At 37.1% G+C, this 22,473-nt stretch carries 19 protein-coding genes and 1 CRISPR repeat array; of the genes, 14 read left to right on the top strand and 5 right to left on the bottom strand.

Going from position 1 to position 22,473, the window contains the following annotated elements; all coding sequences use genetic code 11:
• The first annotated feature begins 149 nt into the window (after positions 1-149).
• From BKM01_RS07180 to BKM01_RS07125, 12 genes are all read left to right on the top strand, one after another.
• Positions 150-572 (top strand): phosphate-starvation-inducible PsiE family protein, encoded by a 423-nt coding sequence (locus tag BKM01_RS07180; RefSeq protein ID WP_072359617.1) that lies wholly within the window; start codon positions 150-152, stop codon positions 570-572.
• Between the two features lie 548 nt (positions 573-1,120).
• A complete protein-coding gene (locus BKM01_RS07175; RefSeq protein ID WP_072359095.1) occupies positions 1,121-2,764 on the top strand; it encodes a TIGR02556 family CRISPR-associated protein in 1,644 nt (547 codons plus the stop codon).
• A complete protein-coding gene (cas7b, locus tag BKM01_RS07170) occupies positions 2,761-3,639 on the top strand; it encodes a type I-B CRISPR-associated protein Cas7/Csh2 (RefSeq protein ID WP_233125593.1) in 879 nt (292 codons plus the stop codon). Before BKM01_RS07175 ends, cas7b begins: the two co-directional genes overlap by 4 nt.
• On the top strand, positions 3,639-4,337 hold the full coding sequence (cas5b, locus tag BKM01_RS07165) for a type I-B CRISPR-associated protein Cas5b (protein ID WP_335645249.1): 699 nt from the start codon (positions 3,639-3,641) through the stop codon (positions 4,335-4,337). Before cas7b ends, cas5b begins: the two co-directional genes overlap by 1 nt.
• The gene (locus BKM01_RS07160; protein ID WP_072359091.1) at positions 4,300-6,693 is read left to right on the top strand and encodes a CRISPR-associated helicase/endonuclease Cas3; all 2,394 of its coding nucleotides are present in this window, start codon (positions 4,300-4,302) and stop codon (positions 6,691-6,693) included. Before cas5b ends, BKM01_RS07160 begins: the two co-directional genes overlap by 38 nt.
• A gap of 9 nt (positions 6,694-6,702) precedes the next feature.
• A complete protein-coding gene (locus BKM01_RS07155) occupies positions 6,703-7,353 on the top strand; it encodes a CRISPR-associated endonuclease Cas6 (protein ID WP_072359089.1) in 651 nt (216 codons plus the stop codon).
• Positions 7,354-7,365: 12 nt separating this feature from the next.
• Positions 7,366-8,334, top strand: a complete 969-nt coding sequence (gene cas1 / locus BKM01_RS07150) for a CRISPR-associated endonuclease Cas1 (RefSeq protein WP_072359087.1) — start codon at positions 7,366-7,368, stop codon at positions 8,332-8,334.
• A gap of 8 nt (positions 8,335-8,342) precedes the next feature.
• Positions 8,343-8,633 (top strand): CRISPR-associated endonuclease Cas2, encoded by a 291-nt coding sequence (gene cas2, locus BKM01_RS07145; RefSeq protein ID WP_072359086.1) that lies wholly within the window; start codon positions 8,343-8,345, stop codon positions 8,631-8,633.
• Between the two features lie 20 nt (positions 8,634-8,653).
• Positions 8,654-9,244: a CRISPR-associated protein Cas4 gene (gene cas4 / locus BKM01_RS07140; protein WP_072359085.1), complete on the top strand. Its 591-nt coding sequence runs from the start codon at positions 8,654-8,656 to the stop codon at positions 9,242-9,244.
• A 106-nt stretch (positions 9,245-9,350) separates the two neighbouring features.
• A CRISPR array of direct repeats spans positions 9,351-13,377; the repeat unit is 37 nt; unit sequence GTCAAAATTCAATATCCACTAAAACAAGGATTGAAAC.
• A gap of 41 nt (positions 13,378-13,418) precedes the next feature.
• Positions 13,419-13,928 (top strand): cupin domain-containing protein, encoded by a 510-nt coding sequence (locus BKM01_RS07135; protein ID WP_072359082.1) that lies wholly within the window; start codon positions 13,419-13,421, stop codon positions 13,926-13,928.
• A 75-nt stretch (positions 13,929-14,003) separates the two neighbouring features.
• Complete coding sequence (locus BKM01_RS07130; RefSeq protein WP_072359080.1) at positions 14,004-14,837, top strand: CbbQ/NirQ/NorQ/GpvN family protein; 834 nt, start codon at positions 14,004-14,006, stop codon at positions 14,835-14,837.
• 7 nt (positions 14,838-14,844) lie between these two features.
• Positions 14,845-17,817: a nitric oxide reductase activation protein NorD gene (locus BKM01_RS07125; protein WP_072359078.1), complete on the top strand. Its 2,973-nt coding sequence runs from the start codon at positions 14,845-14,847 to the stop codon at positions 17,815-17,817.
• 5 nt (positions 17,818-17,822) lie between these two features.
• Here the strand turns inward: BKM01_RS07125 and BKM01_RS07120 are convergent, their stop codons facing one another.
• The 3 genes from BKM01_RS07120 to BKM01_RS07110 form a co-directional block, all read right to left on the bottom strand.
• A complete protein-coding gene (locus BKM01_RS07120) occupies positions 17,823-18,416 on the bottom strand; it encodes a GNAT family N-acetyltransferase (protein WP_072359076.1) in 594 nt (197 codons plus the stop codon).
• A 102-nt stretch (positions 18,417-18,518) separates the two neighbouring features.
• On the bottom strand, positions 18,519-18,884 hold the full coding sequence (locus BKM01_RS07115; RefSeq protein ID WP_072359074.1) for a DUF1641 domain-containing protein: 366 nt from the start codon (positions 18,882-18,884) through the stop codon (positions 18,519-18,521).
• A 10-nt stretch (positions 18,885-18,894) separates the two neighbouring features.
• Entirely contained in the window at positions 18,895-20,085 is a 1,191-nt protein-coding gene (locus BKM01_RS07110) for an NAD(P)/FAD-dependent oxidoreductase (protein ID WP_072359072.1), read from the bottom strand.
• 223 nt (positions 20,086-20,308) lie between these two features.
• Here BKM01_RS07110 and BKM01_RS07105 point away from each other — a divergent pair, with 223 nt between their 5' ends.
• Together BKM01_RS07105 and BKM01_RS07100 are read left to right on the top strand one after the other, a co-directional pair.
• A complete protein-coding gene (locus tag BKM01_RS07105) occupies positions 20,309-20,497 on the top strand; it encodes a hypothetical protein (protein WP_072359070.1) in 189 nt (62 codons plus the stop codon).
• Positions 20,498-20,553: 56 nt separating this feature from the next.
• Positions 20,554-20,994 carry a universal stress protein gene (locus BKM01_RS07100; RefSeq protein WP_072359068.1) on the top strand — a complete coding sequence of 147 codons (441 nt, stop codon included), beginning with the start codon at positions 20,554-20,556 and terminating at the stop codon, positions 20,992-20,994.
• A 2-nt stretch (positions 20,995-20,996) separates the two neighbouring features.
• Here the strand turns inward: BKM01_RS07100 and BKM01_RS07095 are convergent, their stop codons facing one another.
• Both BKM01_RS07095 and BKM01_RS07090 read right to left on the bottom strand, forming a co-directional pair.
• Positions 20,997-21,203, bottom strand: coding sequence for a hypothetical protein (locus BKM01_RS07095; RefSeq protein WP_072359066.1), 207 nt, complete (start codon positions 21,201-21,203; stop codon positions 20,997-20,999).
• Between the two features lie 9 nt (positions 21,204-21,212).
• Complete coding sequence (locus BKM01_RS07090) at positions 21,213-22,454, bottom strand: 3-isopropylmalate dehydratase large subunit (protein WP_072359064.1); 1,242 nt, start codon at positions 22,452-22,454, stop codon at positions 21,213-21,215.
• Positions 22,455-22,473 lie beyond the last annotated feature (19 nt).

The raw sequence follows: 22,473 nt of genomic DNA, 5'->3' as shown, positions 1-22,473 counted from the left end.
GCTATATTTCTTTAGAAATAATTATATTGAGGAATTTTACAAAGCCACTTTTTTTTATCTTAATGATTAACATCGATATTTTAAAGCAAACATGTTATATCGATGCTACTACAATTACTAATAGTCTAATTTGGGTGAAAAGGGGAAACATGATTGATCATGACGAAGTATTTGATACAGTTATAAGGTATGTCACTTTTTCCGTCCTTTATATACTAATAGTAGCAATAATTGTTGGATTGCTAAAAACTATATACAATGTGGGGCATATATTATATGAACTTCTTGGTGGCAATTTCATCCATATAAATTTCATCGAGGTAGTTGTTGGCGTTCTTACAATTTTTATTCTTATTGACCTTTTCAAGACTTTTGTTGATTATCGTGAGCATAAACGAATCAGAATTGTCTATATAACGGATGCTACTATTTTGATAGTTATGCGTGAAATAGCAGCTGGAGTTTATGTAAATCGAATCCAATATGAATTTATTTTAAGTTTATCAATATTACTACTCGTATTGGGCCTAATAAGAATTCTAGTTATAAAATATCCTGCTGATAACGTATGAGACTTCGCTCCTTGTTATTTGCATTACATTAACAAGTATAGGCCTTTTGATATAATGTTTCACAAACGGGCAAATGATAAATTCTAAGAAGGAATTTTGAATATCTTTATTTTGAAAAAGGGTGGCCATTTTTCTTGCAAAAATTCTCCCGAAAGTACAATTAACAACTAGTAATGTATGTCAACTACACTCACCTGACAAGACAAAAGTGCTTTAAGCAAAAAAAAGATAAAATTAATTGCCACTACAATTATAATATAACATTTGCATCCATGAAGAGGATTGAATCGACGGAATGTTGCTTAAATTAAGTCTTCTTCCTGAGCATAGTTATTTTTACAGGTCTAAACTCAACGACATAATTGTTTATTTCAAATATTAATAATATAATGTTATGAAACATTATGCTATAATGTAATCATACCGAAAAACTTTTTTAGACCATTATCTTTTTCACTCTTACTAAATATTCAATACATAAGGGATATAATATATATTGACAGGAGAACATCTCTTGTAAAAATCATTATTTTGGGGTATATGTCAAAATGATAGAAACAATATGTAATATCGGAAACACAGTCCAGAATATTGATGGGGAACAGGATATAATTGATTTGTGGCAAAAAGAAGAAGGTGCAGATTATGATTTAATCCTTGAAATAGATGTGTCCGATGACTCAATTTCGATAAATTCTAGAGATTTTGAAAAGAAGGTCTTCAAAGATGGATTGCTTTATACGCAAGGAAATTGGTTTGTTGGTGCTCTTGTAAAAAAAGATTCATATAAGGAGAAAAACATAAAAAATTCTCTCGATTTTCTCGATATTCCTGAAGAAAAGTATGATGATATAAAAGTCACTCTTAATCAAAAAATAGAGGAATACAAAGGATCAAATTTCGTGATTCTTTTCAAGAAGGATGGGAAGAAACCAATAGATATAGCAAAAGACAAGTTTTTGGAAGAAATTGAAAAAAATGGCCTGAAAAAAGTCAACCATTCGGGATATTGTCAAATGTGCAACCAGTTTGCTGATACATTGTATGACAGTATCATTTATAAGTGCTATACTAATGACAAAAATATCTTTTCAAACACCGACGGTTTATCTTATGGTATCTGTTATGATTGCTTAATAAACATTTTAGCGGGCCGCAAATATATCCATAATTGTCTGGAAACGTGGTGGGGTGGAAGTAAGATGTTGTTCTTGCCTCACGATTATGATAAAGAAATAAAGGAGATATTTGAGGACTCAGATATAGGTGATTTAGAAGATAGAAACCTCCTAAATAACATCCGTTATAGTGAAGATTTGGTAATGGAACAAATTAGTAAATGCCGCACCAATGTGGATATTATATTTTTCTCTTCACAAAAATCAGAATGGAAAATCACATACCACATAAGAGATATAATGCCTTCCCGCTTTACAAAAATTGCAGAACTTGAGCACAAATATGCGACATCGGGCCCCAATCTTGGTCTGTGGCAGGTTTTACTTTATCTTCTTGGTGGTAATTCTAAACCTAATGAAATATTTGGAACTAATGAGGCTAAAAATTACCTTCGTGATATCTTTCATGGCAATAAAATCAATCGAAGAATATTCTTCTCCCGGGTCATGAAAAAATACAGACATGATTATTATGAAGGCTACAGGCAAATATCTTCAATTCATCGGGTGTATAATTTCCTTGTTGATTGTGGATGTTTGACTAATGGATGGAAATTAGTTGAGAAAAAAGAAGGAGGTTATGAAATGACAGAATATGAAACTGAAGAGCAGTTTTTCGAAGAGAATTCAGAATTCTTTGACAACTCTGTTAAAAAGGCATGGTTCTTGTTAGGGCACTTGTACAATGCCATGATCTACGAATCAAAAAAATATAAAAGTGGTGATGATCTGCAGAATGCAACATCCCATCTTGAAAAGAACTTTTTCTTTGGAAGGAAATTCGATTTCAAGACTTTTGTATATATTGCAAATCAATGTTCAGAATTAATGTATAAGTACGGAGTTCAAAACAAAAAATATCTGAATAATTACCTTTCTTCCTCGAAAGAACTTATGGGAGCAGGAAATGAAAAAATTCCAAATGATGAAGCGAAATATATTTTCTTCTGGGGAATGCAGCAGTGGATTGGAAAATCCAAGGACAATATAAAAATTGAAGGAGTGGATGAATGATGGCAAACACACGAGAATACTTACTGGTATGGGATAGCACAATGGCAAATCCTAACGGGGATATGCTTAACGACAATAAGCCAAGACATGATGAAATAACAGGGCAACTTGAAGTATCAGATGTCAGAATAAAGCGGTTTATTCGTGACGAATGGCAATCTACGGGCCACAATGTACTGGTAAGAACAAAAAAGGATGACAAAGGAAAAGTAATGTCCTGCACCAATTTGATCAAAGAAGTTATGAAAAATGCTGATCTAAAAGAAAATGATTTACCAGAATACATTTTGAAACAATATATTGATGTAAGACTTTTTGGTGCAGTCATAACTAAACCAAAATATGACATTACGGGTCCTTTGCAGGTCATGTGGAGCAAATCCGTAAATCCTGCGGAAATAAAATTCATGCAAGGAAATTCTGCTTATGCAGGTGGGGAAGACAAAAGTCAATCAACAATTTGGTCCAAATATGTAACACCTTATGCTTTGTTTAAAACGTATGCAGTTTATAATGACAATGTTGCAAAAAAACAGGGAATTGAAGTAAGTGAAAATGACCTGAGTGAATTTACTACGGCGTTGATTAATGGCCTTATAAATTACAGGAGTACTTCAAAAAACCAGATGCCACGTTTACTAGCGGAAGTGGTTTATAAGGAACATAGAATAGATGGGGAACTTAATTACGTAGATGTCAATTTTGATACATCTGAAGATGAGGTCAGAGATATTTCCCAGACAACTCTTGATCTTCAAAAGTTAAATGAATATTATGAGTCAAAGAAAGAGTTCATCGATAAAATTGTCATTTATAAGCACAATACGGCCAAAATTGTCAACCTCCCAGAAGAATTTGAAGTTATTAATTTCTAATGAGATGGAGGTTCCTTATGGACTGCTTGATATTTAGAGTGAAAAGTGGATATGCAAAATTCAGGAAACCATATACCACTACTTCTGCTCTTACTTTTTTATGCATTCATCCACCAGCAATAAAAGGTTTGATAGGAGCAATTGTTGGTATCGATAGGGGCGATCTTTATGAAAATACAAAAGATATGAGAATTGGTATTCAGGTACTCTCTCCAATCCATAAAGATATGCAGACAATAAAGTTAGTTAGCATGAAAAATGAAAATGACCTTTTTAGCTTTCCAGTTAATGCCGAATTCCTGAGAAATCCTGAATATAGAATTTTTGTATCATGGAGACCAGAGAAACTTGATGAACTGGAAGACCATCTGAAATATCAAAAACCGGTTTTTACTCCTTATCTTGGTGTGAGTGAACATGTAGCAAAAATTATTTTTGAAACCCGGTGTGAAAGTAAACGTACACAAACCCGAAACAATGTGGATAGTATAATTCCAATTAATTGTTTTGATCTTGATTATTCCGATTTTAAAATATTTACTGACAATATTCCAGTTTCAAATAATGAAAAACGGGAATACACAAAATATGAAAAAATTATGTTTGGTTTCAAGAATGATAGACCATGTGCTTTGAAAGGAAATGCTACAGGAGAACTCCATGAAGTTGCCGGACAAAACGTTTTCTTTTTCCAATGAAGATTTCAATTTGAAATCACACCCTCACCAGTCTTTAAAAGAGCATCTTGAGGGTGTTACGTCAATTGCTTTAAGTATATTCGATAAGCAAACGAAAAACTCCGAGAAAAGAGAGGTTATACAAAAGATATGTATGGCACATGATTTTGGTAAAGCAACTTCATTTTTCCAAGACTATATCACTTATGATGAAACAATATCAAGACAACACAGGAAATTTGGAACTGAGAAAAATCACTCCTTACTATCTGCCATTTTCGCATACTGGTGGCTTCCAGAACCTTATAAACTAATGGGTTATCTGGCTATAAAGAGACATCATGGAAGTATCAAAAATACTAAAGATGAAACTGATCTATTAGACGAATACGACATTTTAGAAAAACAACTTGCAGATATAAAAGAAAATAATCAATGTGAACTGGAACGTCTCTATGATATGAAATTAGATGATTTCTTGAAGTTTGCTAATCGAAGCAACATCCGCCAAATTAGGAAAAATTGGAGTCAAGAAAAGAGGATAAATAATGGTTATACAATTGACTACATTTTAGAATTCAGCTATTTTTACTCATTACTTTTAACGGCAGACAAAATGCAGCTTATAGCTGAAACACCGAATTTACCATCTCAAAAATCAAGTTTTACCGTTGAAAAATATAAAAATCATGTACGTGAAGAATTATTGTCAAAGAATCCTCTTCTTGAAAAATCACACATATTCAATATACGTGAAAAAATATTTGATGAACTGAAAAAAGAACTTCAATCAATTGATTTGAAATCTGAAAGTTTTTTTTCCATAAATATCCCTACTGGTTCAGGTAAAACTTTCCTTGCTTATTATTCAGCTCTTTACATGGCAAACAAACTTGAGAAAAAATATGGATATGCTCCTGATATCGTTTATTCCCTTCCGTTCTTAAGTATCATAGATCAAAATTACAGAGAACTGGCTAACATAGTAAAATATAATCAAAATTCAGAACCAAAAGATACGGAAATCTTAAAGTACCATTCACTTTCAGAAATAAAATATGAATCTGAAGATAAACATTATGAGAACTATGATGCCAGATTTTGCTTTGATAACTGGCAAAGTAAAATAGTAACCACAACATTCGTGCAACTATTCAATACTATATTTAAAATTGGCAACCATTCAATAGGCCATCGTTTCCATAGAATAGTTAATTCCATAATTATTCTTGATGAAATACAAGAAGTAGATGAAAAATACTATCCAATAATAAGGCAATTTTTCAATAAATTGGCCATCAAATACAATGTAAAATTTATTTTTGTTACTGCTACAATGCCAATACTAATTGATAGCCATGAACTTGTACCAAATAAAAAAACATATTTTGAAGATTTAAATCGAATAAAAATATGCAATCATTTATCTGAAAGTTCTTCTCTGGATAATTTTGGGGATTTATTACTTGAAGATATTGATAAAAGACCATATAAGAGTTTTTTAATTGTTTTGAATACAATCAAAACTTCAAAGGATATATTTGAACTACTACAGGAAAATACAGACAGAATGTGTATTTATTTGTCCACCGAAATTTACCCAAAGGCCAGACTTGAAAAAATAGATTTTATTAGAAGAAGTGAAGAAAATTTAGTAGTTGTGTCGACACAATTAATTGAAGCCGGCGTAGACATTGATATGGATGTTATATATCGGGATTTTTGTCCACTTGATTCTATAAATCAAACCTCAGGGCGTGCTAATAGAAACGGAAAGAGTGAAGAACCAAGTGAAGTTCATTTATATAGACTGAAAGATGAAAATACCGGATATTATTATCACAACTATATTTATCCCCCATTTTTGATAGATATTACACAAGACATCCTTAAAGATAAGAATATAGTTGAAGAAAAGGACATCTATTCATTAAATGAGAAATATGCTCAAAATATAATGAAAAAAGTGAGCCATGACATATCGACAGAAATATCCAAGCATATACAAGTTCTTGATTTTAAGAAATTAAGGAATTCATTCGAGCTTATTGATAACAAAGATATTCCAAAGCATGATGTTATAATTGAAGCTGATTCCACATGTTCTAGTATAATTAATAGTCTAGTTCATTTGCACAATAACTGGAAAGAAAATAAAACACAATGGGAATATAACTTCGAAATTAAAAATTTATTTAGACGTTTGAGCCAATATAAAATATCAATCAATAATAAAACCTATTCTTCGTTACATGATAGTCTTCAAGAAATAGAAGGCTTTGATGTAGAATACCTCCCGATGAATTGTGATTCAACTCAACTATATTCTGAAGAAAGAGGTATCATTTTAGATAACTCACAAATTGAAATTTTTTGAGGAATAAACTTGCATATAAACTACACATGTGTACAATATCCTGATGTCCGCCTTCGTATGAGAGATGGAGCCAAAATTCGAGGGTTTTTTGCTAAGACATATTCTTCAGAGGACCGTATGCATAATCACACCGATACAGGACCAATATATAGGTATCCGGTTGTGCAATATAAAGTAATAGAAGGGATTCCTACTCTGGTAGGTGTTGCTGATGGTGCTAATTTGATATTAGATGTTGGAATATGTACAGAAGAGATTAATATTGAAAATACACGATTTTGTTTGGAGAGAGCAGAAATAAACACAAATTCTGCCCCCTTTGGAATATGCAATGATATACATAAATATATTTTCAAGACACCCTGGCTTGCTTTAAATCAAAATAACAGTGAAAAATATAGGAAGGCAGACGAACTAGCAAAGGATTCCCTATTATCTAAAATTTTAATTGGCAACTTACTTTCAATGGCAAAAAGCCTTGATTGTCGGGTGAATGAACAAATCCGCATAAAATTAAATGTAATACCAATCAAAGTTAATTTTAAAGGAAAAAGTATGATTGCTTTTAAAGGAGGATTCAAAGCAAATTTTGATATTCCTGATTATTTAGGAGTAGGAAAATCTGTATCTAGAGGCTATGGTTCGATTGAAAAACAATGAGGGGATGATGAAATACAAATCGTAATCAACAGTTATGGCTCCTATCTGAAAAAAAGCAAGAACTGTTTTCTTGTTAAAAACGATGATAAAAAATTCGAAGTAGCCGCCGGTAAAGTTGAAAGTATAATGATCACCACGGCAGCTACAATAAGCACAGATGCAATCAAATTCGCTGTGGAAAACAATATAGATATCATTTTTCTGGACCATTTTGGTGACCCATACGGCAGAGTGTGGCATTCAAAACTCGGAAGTACTGTTCTGATAAGAAGGCGCCAGCTTGAATATTCGGATAATGCAAAGGGTGCCAGAATGGCAAAAGGATGGGTTAACGAAAAAATCAATAATCAGGTAGATTTCCTCAAAGATCTTAAGAAAAACAGGCCTGAATTGAAAGAGGACTTACAGGAATATGTAGATGATATTGAAAACCTGAAGTCCCAGCTTCAGGAAGTCAAAGGTGATCTTGAAGAAGTGAGGGGAACCATCATGGGAATTGAGGGAATGGCTTCAAGAAACTATTTTGAAGCTATCAGTCTGATAATGCCTGATAAATGGCAATTTAGCGGCAGAAGTCGCAACCCTGCAGTTGATGGATTTAATTGCCTGCTCAACTATGGGTATGGCGTACTTTATTCAATGGTTGAAAAGGCCTGTATCATATCTGGCCTTGATCCATATGTGGGTTTTTTGCATACTGACAATTACAATAAAAAATCCCTGGTTTTTGATCTGATTGAACTGTACAGAATACATGCGGATAGGACAGTCGTGAACTTATTTTCAAAAAGGAAAGTCAATGATGAAATGTTTGATTCCATTCCAAACGGTCTTACTTTAAATGAAGAGGGAAAAGCCGTCCTTTTGCAGGTTTTCAATGAAACAATGGAAAAGAAAATATCCTATAATGGCAGAAATATTAAATTGAAAAACACCATGCAATATGACTGTCATAAAATTGCTAATAGTTTGATTAAGTGAGGATTTTTATGCTTGCCTGGGTGGTATATGACATATCGGATAATACTTGCAGAAAACATGTGAGTGATGCGTGTAAGAATTATGGGCTCTACCGGGTGCAGAAAAGTGTTTTTCTGGGAGAATTGAACTCAAATGAAAGAGATTCTCTTGCAATCGAGTGTGAAGAAGAAATTGATGAAGATGTAGATTCTGTATATATTTTTCCAATGGATGATCAGTCATTCAAAAAAGTTAAGTTATTGGGACAGGCCTTTGATAAGGATCTTGTGAGTGACGAAGTTTTAACCACTTTCTTTTAATTAGAAATATTTGGGGTACAATGAGAGATAGTAGTGTTTTAATTACGATTTCTGATGTAATTGAATATCTTTTCTGCCCCCGTTTTATTTATTTTATTTATTGCCTTGATATCCCGCAGCATGAAGAAAAACGATTTAAAGTTTTAAAAGGAAGAGATGTGCATGAAATACGTCGACTTACCAATACATCTTATTTGAGAAAGAAGCTTGGATGTATATCTAAAGAAAGAAATGTTTTTGTTGCTTCAAAAGAGAATCACATTAAAGGAATTGTTGATGAAGTACTGTTTCTCGAAGATGGAACAGCTGCGCCTCTTGAATATAAGTTTGCAGAATATAAAGACAAAGTTTATATGACTTATAAATACCAGCTTTATTTGCAGGCATTGATGATCTCCGAGAATTATGATGTAGAAGTCAATAGAGCTTATATTTGTTATACACGAAGTAATAATATGGTCAAGTCTATTAAAATTGAACCGGAGGATGTGGATGAAGCCATAAAGATTGCCAAAAAGACAATTGATATAATAGAAAAGGGAGTATATCCAAAGGCAACAAAGTATAAATCCAAATGTATTGATTGTTGTTATAGAAATATTTGTGTATAATTCTTGTATTTATAAGGGATCTGATAGAAATGGTTCAAGAATTGAGATGCTTGAAAAGGAGGGATATTAGGGCTTCTTTTGGACAAAAAAGGGTGAAAGTTGTGCTGTCAAAATTCAATATCCACTAAAACAAGGATTGAAACAAGAGGATCCTGATTTACTGGAAGAAGAAGTGGCTCCAGTCAAAATTCAATATCCACTAAAACAAGGATTGAAACGTTTGACATATACACTCAGGAATTTCGGATACAGGCGTCAAAATTCAATATCCACTAAAACAAGGATTGAAACTCCATTACATAATCTGCAAGGGTTTTTGGTTTCAATCGTCAAAATTCAATATCCACTAAAACAAGGATTGAAACAACATGGAATTATACTATTAAAACATGGAATTAAGCGTCAAAATTCAATATCCACTAAAACAAGGATTGAAACCCAGAGCACCGAGATAACTGACGGTACTGGAATGATGTCAAAATTCAATATCCACTAAAACAAGGATTGAAACTGATCCAGTGGTATGCATCAATCGGATTGAATGACAGTCAAAATTCAATATCCACTAAAACAAGGATTGAAACTGTCTGCAACATATATATACCTTGTTCCTATTACCAATGTCAAAATTCAATATCCACTAAAACAAGGATTGAAACTCAGGGGCTTTGAAGTTGAAAATAGATTTTGCATCTATGTCAAAATTCAATATCCACTAAAACAAGGATTGAAACCTGTCCGTAGCGGCCGGTGCGGCGGCTGTAGGATATGGTCAAAATTCAATATCCACTAAAACAAGGATTGAAACTGTTCCTCTGGGCTGGTGGCTTCTGTCATAACCTTTGTCAAAATTCAATATCCACTAAAACAAGGATTGAAACTTTCATCAGATGCTGTGTAGAACTTCCACGATTCATGTCAAAATTCAATATCCACTAAAACAAGGATTGAAACCAACATCGTTGGATCGCATGAAAACAGTTAAATCCGTCAAAATTCAATATCCACTAAAACAAGGATTGAAACCATCTATACAGATTACAAACAGCCTTACAGGATTTCGTCAAAATTCAATATCCACTAAAACAAGGATTGAAACTAGAATTCCTTTGCTTCATTGACAAACTGGCGAAAGTCAAAATTCAATATCCACTAAAACAAGGATTGAAACCTATTTATTTTGTTATGGCTGTCACGCAATGCGGCAAAGTCAAAATTCAATATCCACTAAAACAAGGATTGAAACTCCTCTTTGTACTTGTAGTTCAAGGATTCTTTCTTGTCAAAATTCAATATCCACTAAAACAAGGATTGAAACTGCATAGTCGAAGCAATATGGATATACTTGCTCAACAAGCAACTCAGTCAAAATTCAATATCCACTAAAACAAGGATTGAAACCAATCTTTTGTTTCCTTCGCCGAGGGAGCAAGGGACGCGTCAAAATTCAATATCCACTAAAACAAGGATTGAAACACGATTTTGTAGCCGTATATGACGGATGCGGGTTCGTCAAAATTCAATATCCACTAAAACAAGGATTGAAACGATACACAGAAGAAGGCCTCCGATGTTGCCACAGCTGTGTCAAAATTCAATATCCACTAAAACAAGGATTGAAACCTATCTTATAATACTTGGTTTGCCGTTCTTTATGTTGGTCAAAATTCAATATCCACTAAAACAAGGATTGAAACTTATAGTGTCGGTGCTATAAGCTTAAAGTTATAAAATTGTCAAAATTCAATATCCACTAAAACAAGGATTGAAACTAGTTTGCGTTGCCATGGAAGGGTTGTAACTCATCTAGTCAAAATTCAATATCCACTAAAACAAGGATTGAAACTCTTCAATAGTTAAATAATATGGTTCACCATCAACATGTCAAAATTCAATATCCACTAAAACAAGGATTGAAACCATATGCATCTACACCCTTTTGTTGAGGGTATAACGGGTCAAAATTCAATATCCACTAAAACAAGGATTGAAACCTCTCTCCAATTGTTTTGAACGTCTTGCTTCAGTCAAAATTCAATATCCACTAAAACAAGGATTGAAACCCGCATACTATACACATTTCACTCATGGTTCTCTATGTCAAAATTCAATATCCACTAAAACAAGGATTGAAACCAAGGTTCTCCAGTTTCTTGCAAAGGGTAATATACCGTCAAAATTCAATATCCACTAAAACAAGGATTGAAACATAAGGTCCTCCATATCTTCTGATATATCCACATCATGTCAAAATTCAATATCCACTAAAACAAGGATTGAAACTTAAACGGTGACTGTCCAAGAAAATCCACGTTCAAGTCAAAATTCAATATCCACTAAAACAAGGATTGAAACATCATGTAATGTCTGGTAGAAAATTAGGACATAAGGTCAAAATTCAATATCCACTAAAACAAGGATTGAAACAATATATCGGCAGTATGTGAGCAGGCAATTCTAAAAGTCAAAATTCAATATCCACTAAAACAAGGATTGAAACCCTGTCGTTTAAGCGGATCGCACATGAGGAGCTCGAAGTCAAAATTCAATATCCACTAAAACAAGGATTGAAACTTCGGGTAGGCAAGAACGAACTGTATTATCTTGCTCTTGAGTCAAAATTCAATATCCACTAAAACAAGGATTGAAACTGTGTTCATGACTGTCGTTGATGCTGACGGTTCTGGTCAAAATTCAATATCCACTAAAACAAGGATTGAAACTCCGAATTCTCCAGGCTAACTCTTGCATGTAATATACAACGACAAGTCAAAATTCAATATCCACTAAAACAAGGATTGAAACCTTATTATGGTATGTCTCCAATACCTGTTGTATCTTGTCAAAATTCAATATCCACTAAAACAAGGATTGAAACTTCAGACTCTCAATACATCAGGTGGTGGCTCAGTGTCAAAATTCAATGTCCACTAAAACAAGGATTGAAACATCAATATTCAGGCACAATGGAAGAGCGTATTAATGTCAAAATTCAATATCCACTAAAACAAGGATTGAAACTCTTGCTTTCTACATCTTGTCTGGAATGGGTGTGTTGGTCAAAATTCAATATCCACTAAAACAAGGATTGAAACCAGAATGCCACATCATTTCTGATACGAGGCACAAGTGGTCAAAATTCAATATCCACTAAAACAAGGATTGAAACTTAATTGCTTCAGAACCTTCAGCAATTACATGGAGTCAAAATTCAATATCCACTAAAACAAGGATTGAAACTTTGTGTTCTTCCCATGTGTGCATCTCTCCGTCTCGTCAAAATTCAATATCCACTAAAACAAGGATTGAAACCCGCATACTATACACATTTCACTCATGGTTCTCTATGTCAAAATTCAATATCCACTAAAACAAGGATTGAAACCAAGGTTCTCCAGTTTCTTGCAAAGGGTAATATACCGTCAAAATTCAATATCCACTAAAACAAGGATTGAAACTTTATCAAGTTACAAATCATATAAGGATGAAGTCCGACAAGGTCAAAATTCAATATCCACTAAAACAAGGATTGAAACATGAGTATGGGATCGCGATTTTTTGCCACAAACAAAAAGTCAAAATTCAATATCCACTAAAACAAGGATTGAAACTTTATCAAGTTACAAATCATATAAGGATGAAGTCCGACAAGGTCAAAATTCAATATCCACTAAAACAAGGATTGAAACATGAGTATCAACAGATATTTGTTAATAACAATGTCAAAATTCAATATCCACTAAAACAAGGATTGAAACTTAATCTGTTCTTGCTTCCCCTCGATCTCCTGACGCGTCAAAATTCAATATCCACTAAAACAAGGATTGAAACGTCTAAGCATGGTCTTAAGCATGGTCTAAGGTTAGTTTAAGCATGGTGTCAAAATTCAATATCCACTAAAACAAGGATTGAAACATTGGTACAGTAGCAGGATTTCTAGCAAAAAGGAGGTCAAAATTCAATATCCACTAAAACAAGGATTGAAACATTGGTACAGTAGCAGGATTTCTAGCAAAAAGGAGGTCAAAATTCAATATCCACTAAAACAAGGATTGAAACCATCTATACAGATTACAAACAGCCCTACAGGGTTTCTGTCAAAATTCAATATCCACTAAAACAAGGATTGAGACTATAATATGAAATAGTAAATTATACAATATAGGAGAATACCATGACCAATGCTAATGAAATTATAAAATATCTTGATATGAGCAAGCACCCTGAAGGTGGGTATTTTAAAGAAACTTACAGATCCGGGGAAACGATCAAGCACAAATACCTACCAAACAGATTTACCCTGGATCATGCATTTTCCACGGCAATTTATTTTTTATTGAAGAAGGGCGAATTCTCAGCACTTCACACAATAAAACAGGAAGAAATCTGGCATTTTTACAGTGGGGCACCCATTGACATACATATGATTCATCCAGATGGCGATTATGAATCGATCCATCTGGGAAACGACATATTGAATGGTGAAGTACCACAGGGTGTTGTCCCTGCAGGTTCAGTCTTTGGCGCAACAGTCTGTGACAGTACCAAATATGACTATTCTCTTGTGGGATGTACGGTTGCACCAGGTTTTGAATTTGAGGACTTTACCCTTCATAAGAAAGATGAATTACTGGAAAGATTCCCCCACCACAGAGAGTTAATTGAATCATTGACAAGAGAATAATATTCTCATTTATGGTCAAATAGATATACGTAACTTCCCACTACCTACATATAAATTAAAAGACAGACATAAAACATGGACACGATGAAAAAGATAAGCTACAAGGAGCAGCCTGTTGAGGAATACATCATCAGGGAAGAGCCTTATTATGTTCCTGTTAAAGATGAAGTTGAAATATTCACTGCTGCTTACGAAAACAATCTGCCTGTCAACCTGAAAGGACCTACAGGTTGCGGGAAAACCCGGTTCATGGAATATATGGCTTACAAATTAGAATGCCCAATTATAACAATAGCCTGCCATGAAGACCTTACAGCCAGCGACCTTATAGGACGATTCCTAATAAAAGGAGAATCTACCGAGTGGAATGACGGGCCTCTTACAAAAGCTGTAAGAAACGGTGCCATCTGTTACCTGGATGAATTCGTGGAAGCCAGGATGGACACTAGGGTTGTCATACACCCCCTCACTGACGACAGGCGGGTAATGCCAATAGATAAGCTGGGAATAATACTTCATGCACCTCCAGAATTCATGTTAACTATTTCCTACAACCCTGGTTACCAGAGTGTTTTGAAAGATCTCAAACAGAGCACCCGCCAGAGATTTGTTGCCATAGATTTCGACTACCCGCCTGCAGACATTGAGTATGAAATCGTGGCACATGAAAGCGGAATCGATATGGAAGATGCCCGCACTCTTGTGGAAATCGGTCAGAAAATCAGGAACTTCAAGCAACATGGTCTTGAAGAGGGAGTCAGTACACGCCTGTTAATCTATGCAGGCATGCTTATGCGCTCTGGTATTGACCAAAAGGAGGCTTGCAGGGCGGCAATGATCAAGCCTATAACTGACGATTATGAGCTCCAGAAAAGCATTGATGAAATAATAGCCGCCATTGTGGAGTGAGGGACCATTGCCTTCAGACAAAGAAAGTATTGCAATCAGGAATGAAAGGGTAGCAAATACATACGAGGAAGCTAAAACAGAATTAAGGCCCCTGATGGATGAAGACATTTTTTATTTATGGCAATCCGTGATTAACATTTTAGCTGAAAAGGAAATAAAATGTGCTATCAAATTCATCAGGGAAACAAAAAACGTTTTCCCGGTAATACCCCTCTGGCAACGTCTAAAATTACTTACTACTACACAAAAGTTTGCTGCCAAATATCCCCGCACGTCCCTCGTGTTTTTTACTGATGCGCCTCTTGCAATGGCCAATCTTGATAAAGCAGGTTTTGAGAAGTGGGAAACTAAAGCATCAAACCTGGCCGAAAAGAAAGAAGATATTGCAATAATATTTATCCAAAGGACAGCCAGATTACTAAATGATTTAGATCTGGATGAGATACTGGATTGGACCGAGAGAGGTAGAGAACTTTTCTACACCAGGCCAGAAGCTGTGCAATTGTTTTATGAAGGAATTTTCAGTGGACTTGCAAATAACACCCGTAAAACCAGCAGAAAGCAGAGAAACTGTTTGCTTGAAATGGGTTTCAAACTTGCACTTACAAATCATAAATGTGTGCAAAGCTATTTTGAAAATTCCCCTCATGTTATCGCAGAACTAACAAAGGATGAATTTACAAAATGGGCCAATACCGGCGAAAAAATAGCAAAGGGAAGTACATTTTACGGTAAGGAATATTACAATAACTCCTTTGCCACTCTGAAAAGAATAAAACCTGTATTCTATGATCTAATCTTTGATAACGCACAATCCCTGCTGGAAAAAGAGCAATTGCTTGCAGGAATTTATTTTTCAAAACTCCAGGAAATCCTGCTGAGCCTCCATCCTGAGGAACTAAAATCCTGGGTAAGCACCGGTATTAAATTATTTGAAAAAGACCGGGAAATCGCAATACAGTATTTCCGCAATTCACCCATCCTGCTTCAGGACCTGGAAATAACAGAACTTGAAGAATGGGCAATGAAAGGTCTTGAGATTTTTGAAAATGATTCTGCTGGCGCAAGATTGTATTTTTCCCTCAAATCAGGAAATTCCCGAGAATTCATAGAATATTTGATGAGCGGAGTTGCTCTTAAAAGGGTTAACAAAATTCTGACATATTATGCATTAGGCATCTCAGGAATAAATTTTAACATCCGCTCCAGAAATCTCCTGCCAAAAGATCATGTAGATTCCATACAACCTGTAGTTTCCGGAAGAACCATCTACCTTGTACCAACCATGAAGGGGTTCGGGGATTTTGAAGATAATTTCATGATCTACAAGTTAAGTGTTATGCACGAAGTAGGGCATCAGAAATTTGGCACCACAGAATATACAAAAAAATCCCTTATTCCACTATTAAATAAAATATCAATAAACATAAATTCAACACAACTAAAACAAAATATTGATTCTGTAGATGACAGGGAAAATACGATTAGTCTTCAAGATGTGATAAGCCTGTTTCCGAAACCATCTATCGCAGCAGATATCATGGGAATTGTAGAGGATGCCAGAATCGAATATATGACAACCAGGGTTTACAGGGGGTTGCGCCGGGATTTTGAAAAAGTCAGGGAAAAGATGGTAAAAAACAGGAAAGTACCACAAAATAGTACTGGAAAATTCATGGAAGCCCTTCTTTTATCATCTGTGGGCCATAAGCCTCCATTCATAATTGATGAAGTCCCAAAAAGTTTTCTGGAAAAAGCCAGGAATCTCCTGGATTTGAAAATATTCCAGCCCCAATCTTCAACTCTTGATTCCCTGGAAGTCACCTTTGAAATATACGAAATGCTTGAAATGAATATCCTTTCTGGAAATTCCCAACAGTATAATGGCATACAAAACCTTGAGTATCGGGGTGCAGGGTCCGGATTAAATTTTGAAAATGAGAAAGAGGAAAATTCAGAAAAATTATTAGAACGTTTTATACCTCTGACAGAATTGGAACTTGATGAAAATGAAATTACACAAAATGATATTCAGAAAGGACCAAAATGTGCCCTGGCAAAAGAATGGGAGGTACTTAGCAGTTTTACCTACGATGAATGGGACAGCAGGTTGAGGGATTACAGATCCGGATGGAGTACTGTCTATGAAGTCTGTCCGGCGGGTAAATCGACCGATTTTTACCGGGACACCCTACAAAAGTACATCCATGAAATTTCACTCATAAAACGTATATTCAGAATGATGAAACCGGTTTCATTTCGTAAGTTAAGAAGGCAAAGCGATGGTGATGAAATCGATTTCGATGCGATTACTGAAGCTTTCACAGACAGAAAATGTGGTATAAATCCTACAGAACGCCTCTATATACGCCGGGATAAGCGTGAGAGGGATGTTGCCACACTTTTTCTTGTTGATATAAGTGCATCCACCAGAAAAAAACTGGATAATAGCAAAAGCATACTGGATGTAGAAAAAGAGGCACTTGTCCTGATGGTAGAGGCCCTGGAAAGCATTGGGGATAAATATGCAATATATGCTTTTTCCGGCGATACCAGAAATGATGTGGAATACTATACCATAAAAGATTTCAGGGAAGTTTTTTCAGAAAATGTTGAATGCAAAATCGATGCACTGGAACCTGCAGATAACACCCGCCTGGGTCCTATAATCAGGCATTCCATAACAAAACTGAAAGAAATTGATGCGAAAATTAAACTTTTGATATTATTGTCTGATGGGGAACCATATGATTTTGGGGTTGCCGACGGGAAATACGATGGAGAAGTTGCAATCGAAGATACGAAAATGGCAATTCAGGAAGGAAAAGCCCTTGGGATGCACTTTTTTTGTATAACCGTAGATTCAAAAGCAAGCGATTATATGAATTCAATATTTTCAGATGTGGGATATACCATCATTGATAATGCAACTACTCTTCCTGAAAGACTCCCTATGCTCTATAACAGGCTCACGACCTGATCTATTCAAAGATGGCTTTCTTTTTCAGAAATAATTTTCCTCAGCATCTTCACAACTTGTGGTTCATCTCTTTGAGGTCTCAAAAATACAACCAACAATGCAATAAATATCAAAGCGTAGTCTGACAATCTGTACAACAATTCAGAAGGATTGGAATAATCGTTCGTGCAATCAGATACAGGAGCTGCATTGACATCCAGTCCATAATACATATGTTCCTCATCCGAGCCGATCATGCGAAAACCACATGAAACATAGAACCTGCCTGCAGCGTAGTGGTGTGGAGACCTATAGGAAGTAGTCACATAAACACGACTGTATCCCTTATAGCGTGCATGCTCAATGATACAATTGACCAATCTGTGGCCGTGCCCCCTGTTTTGATGGCGGGAAAAAAGAAGCAATATGTAGATAGCATCCCTGGCATCATATGCATAGGCTACAGCCTCTCCCCAGGAAAATCTGCGGGACTGCATTGCAAATTCGCAGTCATGGAAATAATCCAGCAGTGAGAAACTGTCATAGATTGCCCGGGAAGCATCGATGGCCTCCTTGCAACAGGCCACACGGCCGATGTCCCTGTCTTCGGCTAAATGCATAAAACACCTTAAAAGAAATTAGTAAGGCAGCAAGCATAAATGTTGTGGTGCAAAAGCAAAATTGAAGTGAAAAAAAGGAGGAATACAGGAAATAGCGGTAAATTAGTCTCCTATGTCCTCCGAAGCCCTGCCAAGAGCTTTCAGGAATTCAATGGCTATCCCCAACCCTTTCTGGAAATCCTCATCTCCCATCTCACGAAGTGCGCCATACATCCCCACCTTTGGCGGGTTCATCAAAGCCCGATCCATACCCGGGTCCTGCATACTTCTTTCCAGTACATCCACAAGATCGGTACTTGCAACCCCATTGAGCAGTTTTAGCATGGGAGTCATCACATTCGCAACGCCGTGGATCGTCTCATCATTTAAGTAACTCTGCATGATACGGGCAGTCCTGACAATATCCAGGAAGGCGTCGATGTCTGCCTGTGTCATTCCTATATTAACATTCTCTATATCTTCAGCCATACCAATCACCTCACATCAATGCCTTAATACTCATATCCCAGTGCAGGTAGTAATACATCCGGTACAGATACCAGCCAAGCTGAGTGGTATCGAACGACTGGGGAGGGTTCTTGTAACTCCAGGTAGCAATGTATGCTCTGCCGGTATGGGCATCAGAGGCCATGTCCGTAATTATCGGACAACCGGTCTCACCCTTGTACTTTGATTTGATATTGTTGCCATTGATCGTATTGATCAGGTTGTGGGATACCACCTGTGCCTGATAGTGTGCACCAATTCCCGTTTTCAGGATGTCGGCCGGACCATTGTCCCCCACAACATACACATTATCCTTATCCCCGACAGGACCACGATATTGCAATGTTGTTTTATCCGAGGCAATCCACCCTTTCTCATCTGTAATACCCGAATCCAGTACAGCCTGTTGTGGCTTGTGGGGGGGAACTGTGATAAGCAGATCATAATTTTCCTGTCTGCCGTCGGTAGATTCCACCATCTTGTTTGAAGCATCAACCTTGCCAAGCTGGAACTGCCTGATTGCCTCAATTCCCTTTTCTTCAAGACGACCGGTAACCAGTTTGTTAAACTCCGGCGGGCCTATTGGTTCCATGGGCCAGAGAAGCGTCAGCTGCACATCATCCCTGATATTGCGTATATCCCTCAGGTAACTCTCCAGCAAAAAGGAGAATTTTACCGGCGCACCTGGGCAGGGTATCGGCATCCTGGAAACCGAAACCACTATCCTGCCACCTTTGAAATTGCGGATAAGTTCCCCTACTTCCAGGGCATCATCCATAGATGTATAGAATGTATTTAGATCATCTTCAAGACCCTGCACACCGGAAGCATCCGGTCTTGCACCCATTGCAATCACAAGATGATCATAGGAATACTTTGTACCGGATTTGACCGTTATCTGCTGCCTGTTCAGGTCAATATCCGTGACTTCACCCTGATCACCAAAATGACTCTTTATCCTGGGACTCAGTGATTCTTTCCTGGACCTGATCAGGTCTTCTGGGGTGTATAACCCAAAGGGCAGGAAAGTAAAACCACCCTGATTGACCCCCATATCGTTCCTGTCAAGCACTGTAATTTCAAGTTCATCCTTTGCAATTTTACGCCTGAACTCACGGGCCAGCGTGTTTGCAATCACCGCACCCGCATAACCGGCTCCAAGTATCAGTATTCTTTCTTTCATGACAATCGCCTGTTGCAATATTACTACAGTACTGATATTGGATACCAGCCCTATATAAATCAAATTAAGTACGGCTACTGTAACAAGAATATTAGAAGTACTGTAATCTCAATAGGAAAAAGTCCGTAACGGCGTTAATTGCCCCTGCAGGAAAATGCCTATAGGCAGACAGCACCGCAAATAATGAATAGGCAGATCGCAAATATTAATGTAGTGAACAAACATGCCACCTGATAAAGGGATATTCCAGATTATAGTGTTGATCACTACAGTAATGGTATATGTTGCCATAGTTAACCTGATATTTCACATGGCGGGCGGCAATATTCCTATTTATGCACCCGGTACCCTGGTTGTAGCATTGCTGGGTTATGTGCTTGGAACTTACCTTTACTCGAAGATATATGAATGAGGAGCCTTTCCAAATGTTAATATACCTACCTTCATTATTATGTAGTGGGGAATATAATGAATAATGTAAAAAAGATTTTAATTGCAACAGATGGCTCGGAACATTCCAAAAAGGCAGCAGCCGAAGGAATCGGGATGGCAAAAATCTATGAAGCAAAGGTATTTGCAGTATACGTAATGAAAGAACTTTCATCAAAAACCCTTCCTTATGGAGCAAGAATCACAAATTTTGACATCCCCCACGAAGACATAAAGAGAGAAGGACAGGAAGCCCTCCAGTATGTGGAAGAACTGGGAGACCCTCAGGGAGTAGCTGTTGATACAGCTCTTTTGACGGGCAATCCCGCAGAGAAAATACTGGATTTTGCAAAAGAAAATGAAATAGACATAATAGTTATGGGCTCACTGGGACGCACGGGCCTGGAGCGCTATCTTATGGGAAGCGTTTCTGAAAAGGTCCTCAGACATGCAAAAACAGCGGTAATGGTAATCCCTTGAAGTTATTCAAGGGATTCCAGTGCTTTTCTCAACATATCTGTTGATTGTTCCATTTCAGAAGAGGCAGCAGAAACGTATTCTGCAGCCTGCTGGAATCCCGCATCCTCAAGCTGGGGAATCCATTTCTCAAAACTATCACAATGGTTTTCGTTGTGTTCTATCCAATGTTCAAGCAAATGTTTCAGTTTATCACTGTTTATTTCTTCCATTGTACCATCTCATACATTACGCGGATCTGCAATCTCACCTTTTATAGCCGAAGCTGCAACCGTTGCTGGTGAAGCAAGATAGATGTAGCCACCTGTACCCATACGACCCCGGAAGTTACGATTTGCAGTGGAAATACATACTTCACCTTCACCAATAACCCCCATGTGACCACCCAGACATGGACCGCATCCCGGAGTACCCATGGTAGCGCCTGCATCGAGGAAAATCTCTATTAATCCTTTTCTTGCGGCTTCCTTCATAATCTGTCTGGAAGCCGGTATTATAATAGTCCTCACAGCAACTTCGTTGCCTTCCAACACTTCTGCTGCAGCCTCAAGGTCCTCCAGCCGGCCATTGGTGCAGGTACCGATAAATGCCTGATCGAGTTTTTTGCCTGCAATTTCGGACACACCACAAACATTGTCCACCTCATGGGGACAGGCAACCTGTGGTTCAAGGGAGTTCACATCGATGTGATATTCGGCTACATAATCTGCATCCTCATCCGAATAAACAGGCTCATAATCACTGACTGCCCTGTCTTTCAGGTATTCAAATGTCGTGGCATCGGGAGGTACTATACCCGCCTTGGCACCCATTTCAATAGCCATATTGGAAAGGGTCATCCTGCCTGCCATGGAAAGACCCTCTATGGCATTACCATAGAATTCAACCGCTTTGTAGGTCGCCCCTGAAGCGGTCACCTCGCCGATGATCTTGAGGGTGAGGTCCTTGGCATAAACCCTCTCTCCCATTTTTCCTTCAGCTGCAACCTTAATGGATTCCGGTACACGGAACCAGAGTTTGCCGGATGCGAATATTTCAGCCATGTCCGTTGCCCCTACACCAGTACCGAAGGCACCGAAGGCACCATATGTACAGGAATGGGAATCAGCACCCACGATCAACTTGCCCGGCATTGCAAAACCCTTCTCAGGCAATACCTGATGGCAAATACCGTTACCAATATCATAGAAATTGTTTATGCCCTGCTGACGCACCCAGCCCCTGATATCCTTTTGCAGACCTGCCGTAGTATCGGAATTCGCTGGTGCCAGGTGATCAAAGGGGATCACTATACGTGAAGGATCCCAGACCTTTTCAACTTCCATCTGGCGGAAAGAACGGACTGCCAGAATGCTGGTACCGTCGTGGGCCATTGCATAATCAATATCAGCTATCACAAAATCATTGGCCTTTGCCTCTTTGCCGGCTGCCCGGCTGAATATCTTCTCGCTGATAGTACTCAAAATTAAACACCTGTGAGAT

Origin of the sequence: Methanohalophilus portucalensis (assembly GCF_002761295.1) — an archaeon.
Lineage (GTDB): Archaea > Halobacteriota > Methanosarcinia > Methanosarcinales > Methanosarcinaceae > Methanohalophilus > Methanohalophilus portucalensis.
This window is presented reverse-complemented; position numbering and strand designations above follow the sequence as displayed.